We start from the raw sequence: 13,671 nt of genomic DNA on the forward strand, positions 1-13,671 counted from the left end.
CTGGTGCCGGTGCTTCAGGCGACTTCAACCGCCGATTGTGCGCTGTGCGCGCCCCGGGCCCGTGCGCGCTGCACGCCCGACACGATCGCTTTCAGCGAGGCCGAGATCACGTTCGCATCGATGCCGACGCCGAACAGCGTCTGCGACTCGTCGACGCGCAGTTCGAGGTAGGCCACCGACTTGGCATCGGCACCCGCGCCGATGGCGTGTTGGTGGTAGTCCATGACGCGCACCGTGTGGCCGGTGGCCTGGCTCAGCGCCTGCGTGAAGGCGTCGATCGGGCCGTTGCCGCGGCCTTCGATGGCGCGCATTTCACCGTCCCAGGGCAGGTCGCCGCGCAGCACCACCGTGGCCTCAGCGCCCTCGCCTTCTTCCTGGATCACGCGGTGCTGCAAGGCCTTGGCGGTCTCGATGCCGTATTCGTTCACGAAGATCTGCCAGAGATCGGCGGCGGTGAGTTCCTTGCCGCCCACGTCCATCACGCGCTGCACGACCTGCATGAACTCCATCTGCAAGCGGCGCGGCATCTCGAGGCCGTACTCGCTCTCGAGCAGGTAGGCCATGCCGCCCTTGCCCGACTGGCTGTTCACGCGGATCACGGCTTCGTAGCTGCGGCCCACGTCCTTCGGATCGATGGGGAGGTACGGGATGTCCCAGATGTCGCCGTCCTTGCGCGCGGCGAAGGCCTTCTTGATCGCGTCCTGGTGCGAGCCCGAGAACGAGGTGTAGACGAGGTCGCCCACATACGGATGGCGCGGGTGTACGGGGATCTGGTTGCAGTGCTCGACCGTGGCGCGGATCTCGTCGATGTTCGAGAAGTCGAGTTCCGGCGAAACGCCCTGCGTATAGAGGTTGAGCGCGACGTTCACGAGGTCGAGATTGCCGGTGCGCTCGCCATTGCCGAAGAGGCAGCCCTCGATGCGCTCGGCGCCCGCCATCAAGGCCAGTTCGCCAGCTGCCGTGCCGGTGCCGCGGTCGTTGTGCGGGTGCACGCACAGCACGATCGAATCGCGACGCTCGAGGTTGCGGTGCATCCACTCGATCATGTCCGCGAAGATGTTCGGCGTGGAGTGCTCGACCGTGGTGGGCAGGTTGACGATGCACTTGCGCTCGGGCGTCGGCGCCCAGACCGCGGTGACCGCATCGACCACGCGCTTGGAGAAGACCACGTCGGTGCCCGAGAACATTTCGGGCGAGTACTGGAAGGTCCACTGCGTGGCCGGTTGTTTGGCGGCGAAGTCGTTGAACATGCGCGCATGGCTGCTCGCGAGTTCGACGATCTGGTCTTCGTCCATTCCGAGCACCACACGGCGCATCACGGGGGCGACGGCGTTGTAGAGGTGGACGATGGCGCGCGGCACGCCTTGCAAGGCTTCGAAGGTGCGCTCGATGAGGTGGTCGCGCGCTTGGGTGAGCACCTGGATCGTCACGTCGTCGGGAATGCGGTCTTCTTCGATGAGCTTGCGCACGAAGTCGAATTCGACCTGCGACGCCGAGGGAAAGCCGACTTCGATTTCCTTGAAGCCGATGGCCACGAGCGTCTCGAACATGCGCATCTTGCGCGGGATGTCCATGGGCTCGACCAGCGCCTGGTTGCCATCGCGCAGGTCCGTCGACAGCCAGATCGGGGCCTTGGTCAGCACGGCGTCGGGCCAGGTGCGGTCCTTGAGGCCGATCGGTGCGAATGCGCGGTACTTGGCTTGAGGTTGCTTCAACATGTCAATTTCTCTGTGATGGTTGGAACTCAACCAGCAACCCCAAAAGACAAACGGCCCGTTGCTGGTGCGAACGGGCCGTGATGAGGGATTAGCGCGTGCGCTACCGTCTCCGCCCGTGAGGGAGGGCTAGTAGGGCCAGCAGCGAAATCTTGGTCATGAGGGTTGCGAATGTAGCACAGCCTTCGCGGGCCTGTGAAGGCCCGGGACTTCAGTTGTGCAGCCCCCGCTCGTCGGGCTCTTCGGTCGAGGTGCTGATCACGCTCACCGGCTGGCCCTTGGCCCTGCGCCATGCGTACACCACGTAGCCGCTCAGGCCATAGGCCACGAACAGGCTGAACAACACCGTCGGCGGATGGATGTTGATGACCGCAATGCCCAGCGCGATCAGCACGATCACGACGAAAGGCACGCTCTTCTTCATCTGGACATCCTTGAAGCTGTAGAACGGCGCATTGGTGACCATCGAGAGTCCGGCATAGAGCGTGAACGCGAAAGTGATCCACGTGATCTGCGTCCACGAGAGATACAGCACCTCGCCGCCGCGCTTGCCCCACTCGGTCATGAGCCAGATGAAGCCGGCCACGAGCGCTGCAGCCGCCGGCGACGGCAGCCCCTGGAACCAGCGCTTGTCGACCACGCCGGTGTTGACGTTGAAGCGGGCGAGCCGCAGTGCCGCACAGGCGCAGTACACGAAGGCGGCGATCCAGCCCCAACGTCCCAGCCCCTTGAGCGACCACTCGTAGGCGATGAGCGCAGGCGCGGCGCCGAACGACACCATGTCGGACAGCGAGTCCATTTGCTCACCGAACGCGCTCTGCGTGTTGGTCATGCGCGCGACGCGGCCATCGAGGCTGTCGAGGATCATCGCGGCAAACACGCCGAGCGCCGCGAGGTCGAAGCGCGCGTTCATGGCCATCACTACCGAGTAGAAGCCGCCGAACAACGCCGCCAGCGTGAACAGGTTCGGCAGGATGTAGATGCCCTTGCGACGCTTGCGCGGCTGCACATCGTCGGGGAGCGTGTCGTCATGCATTGAAATGGCCTCCGTCCCTCGTGGGAACTGCCCGGTCAGCCATCCATTCGATAGCGTCTTGGTCTGTGAATCGCATGTTTCGCAGTGTAGTTCAGGGGACCTGTGCACTCCCCCTCAAACAAAAGGGCCACCGCAACGGGTGGCCCTGCGAAACAGGGTGCCGAAGCACCCTGCTGGCTCTTGCCTCTGAAGATCAGTTACGGGTCTGGTCGACCAGCTTGTTCTTCTTGATCCAGGGCATCATCGCGCGCAGCTTTTCGCCGACGACTTCGATCTGATGCTCGGCGTTCAGGCGACGGCGGCTGATCAGCACCGGCTGGCCGGCAGCGGCTTCGAGCACGAAGCTCTTGGCGTATTCGCCGGTCTGGATGTCCTGCAGGACCTTCTTCATGGCCTTCTTGGTCTCGTCGGTCACGATGCGCGGGCCCGTGACGTACTCGCCGTACTCGGCGTTGTTCGAGATCGAGTAGTTCATGTTGGCGATGCCGCCTTCATAGATCAGGTCGACGATCAGCTTCAGTTCGTGCAGGCATTCGAAGTACGCCATTTCGGGCGCGTAGCCGGCTTCCACCAGCGTTTCGAAACCAGCCTTGATCAGCTCGACCGTGCCGCCGCACAGAACCGCTTGTTCGCCGAACAGGTCGGTCTCGGTTTCTTCGCGGAAGTTGGTCTCGATGATGCCGGCCTTGCCGCCGCCGTTGGCGGTGGCGTAGCTCAGCGCGAGGTCACGCGCCTTGCCGCTCTTGTCCTGGTGCACCGCGATCAGGTGCGGCACGCCGCCACCTTGCGTGTACGTGCCGCGAACGGTGTGGCCCGGGGCCTTGGGAGCGACCATCCACACGTCGAGGTCGGCGCGCGGCTGCACGAAGCCGTAGTGCACGTTGAAGCCGTGCGCGAAGACGAGCGAAGCGCCTTCCTTGATATTCGGGGCCACGTCGTTCTTGTAGACGGCGGCGATCTGCTCGTCGGGCAGCAGGATCATGACGACGTCGGCCGACTTCACGGCGTCGGCGACTTCAGCGACCTGCAGGCCGGCCTTGCCGACCTTGTCCCACGAAGCGCCGCCCTTGCGCAGGCCGACCACGACCTTGACGCCGCTGTCGTTCAGGTTCTGCGCGTGTGCGTGACCTTGCGAGCCGTAGCCAATGATGGCAACCGTCTTGCCCTTGATGAGGCTCAGGTCCGCGTCCTTGTCGTAATAAACCTTCATGATGTTCTCCAGATAGATATGCGAGTTGCAGTGTGTTGTTGTGCCGTCCGTCCTGAGCCTGTCGAAGGGCTCAATGCAGTCCCCGCTTGCGCGGAGGCTTCGACAAGCTCAGCCCGAACGGGCGACGACTGAGCTCCGAATCATGGTGTCAGACCCGCAGGATGCGTTCGCCGCGTCCGATGCCGCTGGCACCGGTACGGACCGTCTCCAGAATGGCACTGCGGTCGATCGCTTCAAGAAAAGCGTCGTTCTTGCCGTGATCGCCGGTGAGCTCGATGGTGTAGCTCTTGTCGGTCACGTCGATGATGCGGCCACGGAAGATTTCCGCCATGCGCATCATTTCCTCGCGTTCCTTGCCCACCGCACGCACCTTCACCATCATGAGCTCGCGCTCGGTGTAGGCGCCTTCGGTCAGGTCGACCACCTTCACGACCTCGATGAGGCGGTTCAGGTGCTTGGTGATCTGTTCGATCACGTCGTCCGAGCCGTTGGTGACGATGGTCATGCGCGAGAGGCTTGCGTCCTCGGTCGGCGCCACGGTCAGCGATTCGATGTTGTAGCCGCGGGCCGAAAAGAGGCCCACCACGCGGGAAAGAGCACCCGGCTCGTTTTCCAGCAGCACTGCAATGATGTGTTTCATGTTGGCGTGACTCCTCTTTTCGCCGCCCTCCCCCGTGCACGGTAATGCGCGGGCTTGGCGGGCAATAGATTCGTCAGTAAAAAGTTGAGCGAACGAACGTTCCGGATCAGAGATCTTCGGAACCCAGCAGCATCTCGGTGATGCCCATGCCGGCCTTGACCATCGGGAACACGTTCTCGGTGGGGTCGGTACGAAAATCCATGAACACCGTGCGGTCCTTGAGCTTGCGCGCCTCGCGCAGCGCCGGCTCCACGTCTTGTGGACGCTCGATCAGCATGCCGACGTGACCATAGGCCTCGGCGAGCTTCACGAAGTTGGGCAGCGCGTCCATGTAGCTGTGGCTGTAGCGGCCGGAGTATTCGATCTCCTGCCATTGGCGCACCATGCCCAGGTAGCGGTTGTTGAGCGAGCAGATCTTGATCGGCGTGTTGTACTGCAGGCAGGTCGAAAGTTCTTGGATGCACATCTGCACCGAGCCTTCGCCCGTGATGGTGAACACTTCCGAATCGGGCTTGGCGAGCTTGATGCCCATGGCGTAAGGAATGCCCACGCCCATGGTGCCCAGGCCACCCGAATTGATCCAGCGGCGCGGCTCGTCGAAGCGGTAGTACTGGGCGGCCCACATCTGGTGCTGGCCGACGTCCGACGTGATGTACGTGTCGGCGTCCTTGGTCATGTTCCAGAGGGTCTCGACCACGTACTGCGGCTTGATCACATCCTTGTTGTCGCGGTCGTACTTGAGGCAGTCGCGCGAGCGCCAGCTTTCGATGGTCTTCCACCAGTCGGCCAGCGCGCCGGCGTCGGGCTTGGCGGTGCTCTCGCGGATCATCGAGATCAGCTCGGTGAGCACGTCCTTCACGTCGCCGACGATCGGGATGTCGACCTTCACGCGCTTGGAGATGCTCGACGGGTCGATGTCGACGTGAATGATCTTGCGTTCGTTCTGCGCGAAGTGCTTCGGGTTGCCGATCACGCGGTCGTCGAAGCGCGCGCCCACGGCCAGCAGCACGTCGCAGTTCTGCATCGCGTTGTTGGCTTCGATGGTGCCGTGCATGCCCAGCATGCCGAGGAACTTGCGGTCGCTCGCGGGATAGGCGCCCAGGCCCATCAGCGTGTTGGTGACCGGGTAGCCGAGCATGTCGACCAGCGTGCGCAGTTCGTTGCAGGCATTGCCCAGGAGCACGCCGCCGCCGGTGTAGATGTAGGGGCGCTTGGCCGCCAGTAGCAGTTGCAGCGCCTTGCGGATCTGTCCGCCGTGGCCCTTGCGCACCGGGTTGTACGAGCGCATCTCGACCTTGTCGGGATAGCCGCTGTACGGAACCTTCTTGAAGGACACGTCCTTCGGCACGTCCACCACCACGGGGCCGGGACGACCGCTGCGTGCGATGTGGAAGGCCTTCTTCATCGTCATGGCCAGATCCTTCGGATCCTTGACGAGGAAGTTGTGCTTGACGATGGGGCGCGTGATGCCGACCGTGTCGCATTCCTGGAAGGCGTCGAGGCCGATGGCGGCCGTCGGCACCTGGCCGGAAATGATCACCATCGGGATCGAGTCCATGTACGCCGTCGCGATGCCGGTGACCGCATTGGTCAGGCCGGGGCCGGAAGTGACCAGGGCCACGCCGACTTCGCCGGTGGCGCGCGCATAGCCGTCGGCTGCGTGCACGGCGGCCTGCTCGTGGCGCACCAGCACGTGCTGGATGGTGTCCTGCTTGTAGAACGCGTCGTAGATGTAGAGAACCGCGCCGCCGGGATAGCCCCAGACGTACTGAACGCCTTCGGCCTGCAGTGCCTTGATCAGCACTTCAGCGCCCATGAGTTCTTGCGTGGTGTTGCCGGCGCCAGAGGACGCGGCTGCTGCGGAAGCGAGTTCCGCCTTCGAGATTTCCATGATCAACCTTTGTGTTTTTTCGGGAACGAAAAACCTTGGGTGCCCCTTGCCAGCCCTTGTGGGGCCGCGCCAGGACTTGAGGCCAAAGCCATGAGCGGACTGATGTTCCGCCGGACCGTGACCCGTTTGCCTTTTGACTTGCAAGGCGGATTATGACACTACCGGCGCGTTCAGACTCGCTTCAGGTGCCCTGTCTTGGCACAAAGGCATAATCCGCGGCATAAAAACATGAGCGTTCGCCAAACATCCTCCCCACGCGGCGCGTCCCGCCGCCTCCTCTCATTTGGCTACTGAACACGAACTCTCCGACTTCCTGAAAAGCGTCGAACGACGGGCCTTCAAGCGCTCGGTCTATCACGTGCGGGACGAAGAAGCGGCCCTGGACATCGTGCAGGACAGCATGATGAAGCTGGCGCAGCACTACGGCGACAAGCCTGTCGAGGAACTGCCGATGCTGTTCCAGCGCATCCTGTCGAACTGCACGCTCGACTGGTTCCGCCGCCAGAAAACCCGCCGGGCCCTTTTCTCCAACCTCAGCGACTTCGAACCGGCCGACAACGGCGAGGATTTCGACCTGCTGGAGAACTTTGTCTCGCCCACCGACTCCAGAGAATCGGAGAGCGCCGAAGACACCACCCGCCGCGCCCAGGTCTTTCACGAGATCGAAGAACAGATCGCGGCTTTGCCCGGCCGTCAACGCGAGGCTTTCCTGATGCGTTACTGGGAGGAAATGGACGTCGCAGAGACGGCCGCCGCAATGGGCTGCTCCGAAGGCAGCGTCAAAACCCATTGTTCGCGAGCCGTCCACGCTCTGAGCAAGGCGCTCAAAGCCAAGGGAATATCGCTATGAATACCAAGGTTCCAACCTCTCAATCCAACGCTGCAGAAGACCGCTTCGGCCAACGGCTGACGGCCCGGCTGTCGGACGGCAATCAAGCGTTGCCGCACGACATCAGCGAACGACTGCGCGTGGCTCGCTCGCAGGCCGTGGCTGCGCGCAAGCTGGCCCCGCAGTTGCGTACGGCGCCCGTCGCGGTCCAGTCGGGCCACACGGTCACGCTGGGCGGCAGCTGGTGGACCCGCATTGGTTCCGTGGTGCCCTTGATCGCCCTGGTGGCCGGACTGATCACCATCAGCGTGATGCAGGACGACGACCGTGCCAGCGAACTCGCCGAGGTCGACTCGGCCCTGCTGACGGGCGACCTGCCGCCTGCCGCCTACACCGATCCCGGCTTCGCCCAATTCCTGAAGTCCGACAGCGCCTCCGACTGAACACCTTGCCCGACCGAATGCGACGCCGCTCCGTTTCCCGTGCGAAAGCCCTGCTTCCGTTGCGCCCGCTCCCGGCGGGCGCCGTCGTTTGGGCGGGTGCGCTGGCAGCCGTTGTCTTCGGCCTGACACTGGCCGATGCACAGACGCTGCCCGAAGCCACCAAGCCCGCCACGCACGCCGCAGGCACCAATGGCGCAGCAAGCCCCAAGGGCGTCGCCACGACCAGGCCCCTCTGGAGCGATCTGAGCTCCGAGCAGCAGTACGCCCTGAAGCCGCTGGCCTTGCACTGGAACACGCTGAACGTCGGCCAGAAGCGCAAATGGCTGGCCCTGTCGCGCAACTACGCGAACATGCCCGCCGACGACCAGGTCACGCTGCACAGCCGGATGATCGAGTGGGCGGCGCTGAGCAACCAGCAGCGCACCCAGGCCCGCCTGAACTTCGCCGAGGTCAAGCGGCTTCCCGCCGACGAGCGCCGGCTCAAGTGGGAGCAGTACCAGGCACTGAGCGAAGAAGAAAAGCGCAAGCTCGCCGAGCGCGCACCGCCCAAGCCGCGCGGCGCCGCCGTGCCGGTGCGCCCGGTTTCATCGCAAAAACTCGTGCCTGTGCCGGCCGTCACGCCGCCCGGACAGCACACGCCCCGCATCGTGCCGGCCACGCTCCCCACGCCCGTGCTGCCGCCGGCGGCCGTCGTGGTGAGCTCGCCGGCAACATCGCCCGCTGCAACGGAACGCGCGCCCACACCGGCCAGCACCGTCGCAGCCCCGGCCGCCTCCGCGCCGAACGGCGTCACGCCGCCCCCCGTGCCCGCCGAAGCGCAGGTGCCGGCGCCGTCCTCCGCTCCCTGACAAGATGTCGATGGTTTCCAGTTCTCCCGAGACCTCGGGTCCCGGCCAGTCGGCCTCGCCCCTTCCCACCGCGGCCGGCCACGGCGTCTCGCCGACCGTGCCCGGCCTCTGGCGTCGCATGGCCTGCTGGCTTTATGAAGGCATGCTGCTGTTCGCGGTCGTGTTCGTGTCCGGCTGGCTGTTCAGCACGCTGGGCCAGATGCGCGACGCCATGGACGAACGGCGGCACCTGCTCCAGGCTTTTCTCTTCGTGGTGTTCGGCGTCTACTTCGTCTGGTTCTGGGCCAAGGGCCAGACCCTGGCCATGAAGACCTGGAACATCCGCATCGTCGACCGCCACGGCCAGCCCGTCACCCAGGGTCGCGCGCTGGCGCGCTACCTCCTGAGCTGGATCTGGTTCCTGCCGCCGCTCGCCGCCATCGCCCCGTTCAAGCTGTCGGGCGGCGAATCGACCGTGCTGATCTTCGGCTGGGTCGCCGTCTGGGCCCTGCTGGCCCGTTTTCACCCCGACCGCCAGTTCTGGCACGACGCCTGGGCCGGTACGCGGCTCATCACCTCCAAGCCGATGAGCCGCCAATGAGTGCCTTGCCCGACCCCGCCGTGAACCCGCAGAAGGCCCGCAAGGGCCTCGAGCGCGTCTGGCACGCCACCCTGATCTCGTTGCACGGCTTGCGCGCCGGCTGGACCGAGCCGGCGTTCCGCCAGGAAGCCATCCTGTCGATGGTCATGATCCCGGCCGCCTTCTGGTTGGGGCGCAGCTGGGTCGAGGTGGCGCTGCTCGCCGGCAGCGCCGTGCTCGTGATGATTGTCGAGCTGCTCAACACGGCGGTCGAGGCCGCCATCGACCGCATCGGCCCCGAATGGCACGACCTCTCCAAGCGCGCGAAGGACATGGGCAGTGCCGCTGTCCTGCTGTCGCTCACGCTGTGCGGTGGCATCTGGGCCGCAGCCCTGTGGCAACGCTTCGTGTCATGAGCGGGTCTGCCGCCTGCGGCATGATCGCAAGATGACTCCTGAATTTTCGATTTGCGTGTATTGCGGCTCGCGCCCCGGCGAACGCCCCGAGTTTTCCCAGGCCGCCCAGGCCGTGGGCCAATGGATCGGCCAGAACGGCGGCCAGTTGGTCTACGGCGGTGGCCGCACCGGCCTGATGGGCACGGTGGCCGAGGCCACCCGCCTGGCCGGCGGCCGCGTCGTCGGCATCATTCCCAAGGCCCTGGTCGACAAGGAACTGGCCAACCCCCTGTGCGACGAGCTGCACGTGGTCGACACCATGCACGAGCGCAAGGCCATGATGGGCGAGCGCGCCGACGCCTTCCTCGCAATGGCGGGCGGCATCGGCACCTTTGAAGAACTGTTCGAGATCTGGACCTGGCGCCAGCTCGGCTACCACGACAAGCCGACCGGCATCCTCAACACCGCCGGCTATTACGACGGCCTGCTGGGCTTCCTGGCGCACAGCGTGCGCGAGGGCTTCATGGGTGAATGGCAGATGGACCTGGTCCGCACCGGCACCGACGTGCCCGAACTGCTGACCGCGCTGCGCGCCGAAGTCCCCCTGCACCCCCGCGACGACAAGCTGTCAGAAAACCTCTGACCGGAACGGGCCCCTGCCCCATTCCAGCGAACACCGAGGAACCGGCTCCGCCGGGCCTCAGGTGTTGCCCCCGGTAGGGGGTTGGCGAAGCGACACGAAGTGCGCGCAGCCTGGGGGCGAGTTCTAGACTGCGTTTTCGTTTTCTTCGCCGGTGCGGATACGCACGATGCGCTCCACCTCGGTCACGAAGATCTTGCCGTCGCCGATCTTGCCCGTGCGCGCCGAGCTCACGATGGCTTCGATGCAGCGCTCCACGTCGCTCTCGTTGACGACCACTTCCACCTTCATCTTGGGCAGGAAGTCGACCACGTACTCGGCGCCGCGGTACAGCTCGGTGTGGCCCTTCTGGCGGCCGAAGCCCTTGACCTCTGTCACCGTGAGGCCGGTAACGCCCACTTCGGCCAGGGCTTCGCGCACGTCCTCGAGCTTGAAGGGTTTGACGATGGCGGTGATCTGCTTCATGGTTTTTGTGCTCCGGCGGTTTCGTTGAACTTGCTGGTGATAGGGTAACGCCAATCCTTGCCGAAGCTTCGGTGGGTGACCCGGATGCCTACGGGCGCCTGGCGCCGCTTGTATTCGTTGATCCTGATGAGCCGCGCAACCCGCTCGACCACCGCGCGGTCGTAGCCCGCGGCAATGATCTCGTCGATGCCTTCATCGTCCTGCATGTAGCGTGCCAGGATGCCGTCCAGCACGTCGTAGGGCGGCAGGCTGTCCTGGTCGGTCTGGTCGGGGCGCAGTTCGGCGCTCGGCGGACGCGTGATGATGCGCTCGGGAATCGGCGCCGCGCCGGTGCCGTACGGGTCATGGGCGTTGCGCCAGCGCGCCAGCGCGAACACCGTGGTCTTGAGCAGGTCCTTGATGACCGCGAAGCCGCCCGCCATGTCGCCGTAGAGCGTGCAGTAGCCGGTGGCCATCTCGCTCTTGTTGCCGGTGGTCAGCACGATCGCGCCGAACTTGTTCGACAGCCCCATGAGCAGTGTGCCGCGGATGCGGGCCTGAAGGTTCTCTTCGGCCGTGTCTTCCGGCCGGCCCTTGAACTCCTCGGCCAGCGCGGCCTTGAAGGACTCGAAGGTGTCCTTGATTGACATCTCGTCGTAGCGCACACCCAGCCGGCCGGCCATGTCGCGCGCGTCAATCCAGCTGATGTCGGCCGTGTAGGGCGACGGCATCATCACCGCGCGAACCTTGTTCTTGCCCAGCGCGTCGACCGCGATCGCGAGCACCAGCGCCGAGTCGATGCCGCCCGAGAGCCCCAGGATCGCGCCCGGAAAACCGTTCTTGCCGATGTAGTCGCGCACGCCGAGCACCAGGGCGTCCCACAGCTGCGCCTCGGCGTCGCGCGGCGCGGCGATGGCCGACGGGTCGGCCACGACGGCAACACCGCCTTGCGCCCCGCGCGCGAGTTCCATGAAGACCAGCCGCTCGCGAAAGCTCTCGGCCTGCGCGGCCAGTGCGCCGTCGGCCTGCAGCGCGAACGAGGCGCCGTCGAACACCACCTCGTCCTGCCCGCCCACCAGGTGCGCGTAGACCAGCGGCAGGCCCACGGCGCGTGCGCGGTCGGCCATGCGCGCCACGCGCTCGCCTTCCTTGCCCACGTGGTACGGCGAAGCGTTGATCACCGCCAGCACCTCGGCGCCGCCGGCGCGCGCCAGCTCGGCCGGCGCGTCGAACCAGGCGTCTTCGCAGATCAGCAGGCCGACCGACACACCGCCCGCCTCGAACACGCAGGTGCCCTGCCCCGGCGTGAAGTAGCGGCGCTCATCGAACACCTGGTAGTTGGGCAGCTCGCGCTTGGCGTAGGTTTCGAGGATGCGGCCTTCCTTGATGACGCTGGCCGCGTTGTGGCGCAACTGCACGGCCACGGACCGGCTGCGCAGGCTGCCGCCGCTGGGATGCCCCACCACCACGACCATGTCTTTGAGGTCGGCCAGCGCGGCGGCGATGCCTTTCACGGCATCATCACAGGCTTCGGTGAAGGCGGGACGGAGGAACAGGTCCTCCGCCGCATAGCCGGCGATCGAGAGTTCGGGTGTCAGCAGAAGGCGCGCGCCTTGCGCGTAGGCCTCGCGTGCGGCGCCGACGATCTTCTGCGCATTGCCGACGAGGTCGCCCACCACAAAATTGAGTTGCGCGATGGCGAGCTTGAGCGTCATACAGAAGGAAGAAAAAGGCTTGAACGATTATGTCATTCGGGTTCTGGCGTCGCCGTCGGACATCGACCCGCAAGCCTGGAACGCCCTGCTCGCGGCGCAGCCCGAGCCCTCGCCCTTCATGCGCCACGAATACCTCGCGGCGATGCACGACAGCGGCAGCGCCTCGCCCGAGCGCGGATGGACGCCGCAGTTCGTCACGCTGTGGCGCGGCGACGTGCTCGAAGCCGCCTGCGCGCTCTACCTCAAGGACCATTCCTACGGCGAGTACGTGTTCGACTGGGCCTGGGCCAACGCCTACGAGCAGCACGGGCTCGCCTACTACCCCAAGGCGGTGGTGGCGGCGCCCTTCACGCCCGTGCCCGGCGCCCGGCTGCTGGCGCGCGACGCACAAAGCCGCACGCTGCTGGTGCAGGGGCTGGTGGCCGTCTGCAAGGAACAGGAACTTTCGTCTCTGCACCTGCTGTTCGGCGCCGATGCCGACATCACCGCGTGCACCGAAGCCGGGCTGATGCTGCGCCACACGGTGCAGTTCCATTGGACGAATGTGGCCCCCACGCTCGGCACTGACGTGTCCTCGCTGCCCCCCGAGGGGGCGCGTTTCGCCTTGGGGCGGCCCGGCGGCGAAACCGAAACCGGCTACGCCGACTTCGACGCCTTCCTCGCGAGCCTCTCGCACGACAAGCGCAAGAAGATCCGCCAGGAGCGCCGCAAGGTTGCCGACGCCGGCGTCAGCTTCCGCTGGTCACGCGGCACCGACATCTCGACCGCCGATTGGGATTTCTTCTACCGCTGCTACGAGCGCACCTACCGCGAGCACGGCAACCCGCCCTACCTCACGCGCGACTTCTTCCAGCGCATGGCCGACACGCTGCCCGAGGCCTGGCTGCTGTTCGTTGCGGAGCGCGACGGGCGCCCCATCGCGACCAGTCTGATCGCGCTCTCCACCGACGAGGCCCAACCGCTGGTGGCCTATGGCCGCTACTGGGGCGCACTGGAGCGCGTCGACTGCCTGCATTTCGAGGCCTGCTACTACCAGCCGATCGCCTGGTGCATCGCGCACGCCGCGGCACGCTTCGAGGGCGGCGCGCAAGGCGAGCACAAGATGGCCCGCGCGCTGATGCCGGTGCGCACCACCAGCGCCCACTGGCTCGCGCACCCGTCGTTCGCCGATGCCGTCGAGCGCTTTCTCGAGCGCGAGGGCGCCGGCATCGAGAACTACATGGACCACCTCGGCGAGCGCAGTCCGTTCAAGGCGGCCTGAGCGGCGTGGGGGCGCCGGGGGCTGCTATAAACCCGCCCGGCACTC

General features: G+C 65.6%; 14 protein-coding genes. 7 read left to right on the plus strand and 7 right to left on the minus strand.

Annotated elements, in window-relative coordinates; genetic code table 11:
- Nucleotides 1-14: 14 nt before the first annotated feature.
- The 5 genes from leuA to CLU95_RS01730 form a co-directional block, all read right to left on the minus strand.
- Nucleotides 15-1,718, minus strand: a complete 1,704-nt coding sequence (gene leuA / locus CLU95_RS01710) for a 2-isopropylmalate synthase (RefSeq protein ID WP_099789846.1) — start codon at nt 1,716-1,718, stop codon at nt 15-17.
- A 208-nt stretch (nt 1,719-1,926) separates the two neighbouring features.
- On the minus strand, nt 1,927-2,751 hold the full coding sequence (pssA, locus tag CLU95_RS01715; protein WP_099789848.1) for a CDP-diacylglycerol--serine O-phosphatidyltransferase: 825 nt from the start codon (nt 2,749-2,751) through the stop codon (nt 1,927-1,929).
- A gap of 193 nt (nt 2,752-2,944) precedes the next feature.
- On the minus strand, nt 2,945-3,961 hold the full coding sequence (ilvC, locus tag CLU95_RS01720) for a ketol-acid reductoisomerase (protein WP_062478069.1): 1,017 nt from the start codon (nt 3,959-3,961) through the stop codon (nt 2,945-2,947).
- A gap of 148 nt (nt 3,962-4,109) precedes the next feature.
- Entirely contained in the window at nt 4,110-4,601 is a 492-nt protein-coding gene (gene ilvN / locus CLU95_RS01725; RefSeq protein WP_099789850.1) for an acetolactate synthase small subunit, read from the minus strand.
- A 106-nt stretch (nt 4,602-4,707) separates the two neighbouring features.
- A complete protein-coding gene (locus tag CLU95_RS01730) occupies nt 4,708-6,492 on the minus strand; it encodes an acetolactate synthase 3 catalytic subunit (protein WP_099789852.1) in 1,785 nt (594 codons plus the stop codon).
- Between the two features lie 283 nt (nt 6,493-6,775).
- Between CLU95_RS01730 and CLU95_RS01735 the strand changes: the two genes are divergently transcribed.
- The 6 genes from CLU95_RS01735 to CLU95_RS01760 are packed head-to-tail and all read left to right on the plus strand — an operon-like array spanning nt 6,776 to nt 10,209.
- Nucleotides 6,776-7,342, plus strand: a complete 567-nt coding sequence (locus CLU95_RS01735) for an RNA polymerase sigma factor (protein WP_099789854.1) — start codon at nt 6,776-6,778, stop codon at nt 7,340-7,342.
- Nucleotides 7,339-7,764 carry a DUF3619 family protein gene (locus CLU95_RS01740; RefSeq protein WP_099789856.1) on the plus strand — a complete coding sequence of 142 codons (426 nt, stop codon included), beginning with the start codon at nt 7,339-7,341 and terminating at the stop codon, nt 7,762-7,764. The genes CLU95_RS01735 and CLU95_RS01740 overlap by 4 nt, the downstream gene beginning before the upstream one ends.
- A gap of 59 nt (nt 7,765-7,823) precedes the next feature.
- Nucleotides 7,824-8,612: a DUF3106 domain-containing protein gene (locus tag CLU95_RS01745; protein WP_257214507.1), complete on the plus strand. Its 789-nt coding sequence runs from the start codon at nt 7,824-7,826 to the stop codon at nt 8,610-8,612.
- A gap of 10 nt (nt 8,613-8,622) precedes the next feature.
- Nucleotides 8,623-9,192: an RDD family protein gene (locus CLU95_RS01750; RefSeq protein ID WP_099789860.1), complete on the plus strand. Its 570-nt coding sequence runs from the start codon at nt 8,623-8,625 to the stop codon at nt 9,190-9,192.
- The gene (locus CLU95_RS01755) at nt 9,189-9,587 is read left to right on the plus strand and encodes a diacylglycerol kinase (RefSeq protein ID WP_099789862.1); all 399 of its coding nucleotides are present in this window, start codon (nt 9,189-9,191) and stop codon (nt 9,585-9,587) included. Before CLU95_RS01750 ends, CLU95_RS01755 begins: the two co-directional genes overlap by 4 nt.
- 31 nt (nt 9,588-9,618) lie before the next feature.
- Nucleotides 9,619-10,209 carry a TIGR00730 family Rossman fold protein gene (locus CLU95_RS01760; RefSeq protein WP_099789864.1) on the plus strand — a complete coding sequence of 197 codons (591 nt, stop codon included), beginning with the start codon at nt 9,619-9,621 and terminating at the stop codon, nt 10,207-10,209.
- Between the two features lie 123 nt (nt 10,210-10,332).
- On the opposite strand, the gene CLU95_RS01765 is transcribed toward CLU95_RS01760, so the two are convergent.
- Nucleotides 10,333-10,671, minus strand: coding sequence for a P-II family nitrogen regulator (locus CLU95_RS01765; protein WP_056580191.1), 339 nt, complete (start codon nt 10,669-10,671; stop codon nt 10,333-10,335).
- Nucleotides 10,668-12,365 (minus strand): NAD+ synthase, encoded by a 1,698-nt coding sequence (locus tag CLU95_RS01770; protein ID WP_099789866.1) that lies wholly within the window; start codon nt 12,363-12,365, stop codon nt 10,668-10,670. Before CLU95_RS01770 ends, CLU95_RS01765 begins: the two co-directional genes overlap by 4 nt.
- Nucleotides 12,366-12,384: 19 nt before the next feature.
- On the opposite strand from CLU95_RS01770, the gene CLU95_RS01775 reads away from it, so the two are divergent.
- The gene (locus CLU95_RS01775) at nt 12,385-13,626 is read left to right on the plus strand and encodes a GNAT family N-acetyltransferase (protein ID WP_099789868.1); all 1,242 of its coding nucleotides are present in this window, start codon (nt 12,385-12,387) and stop codon (nt 13,624-13,626) included.
- Nucleotides 13,627-13,671: the final 45 nt, after the last annotated feature.

This window comes from Variovorax sp. 54 (assembly GCF_002754375.1).
Taxonomy (GTDB): domain Bacteria; phylum Pseudomonadota; class Gammaproteobacteria; order Burkholderiales; family Burkholderiaceae_C; genus Variovorax.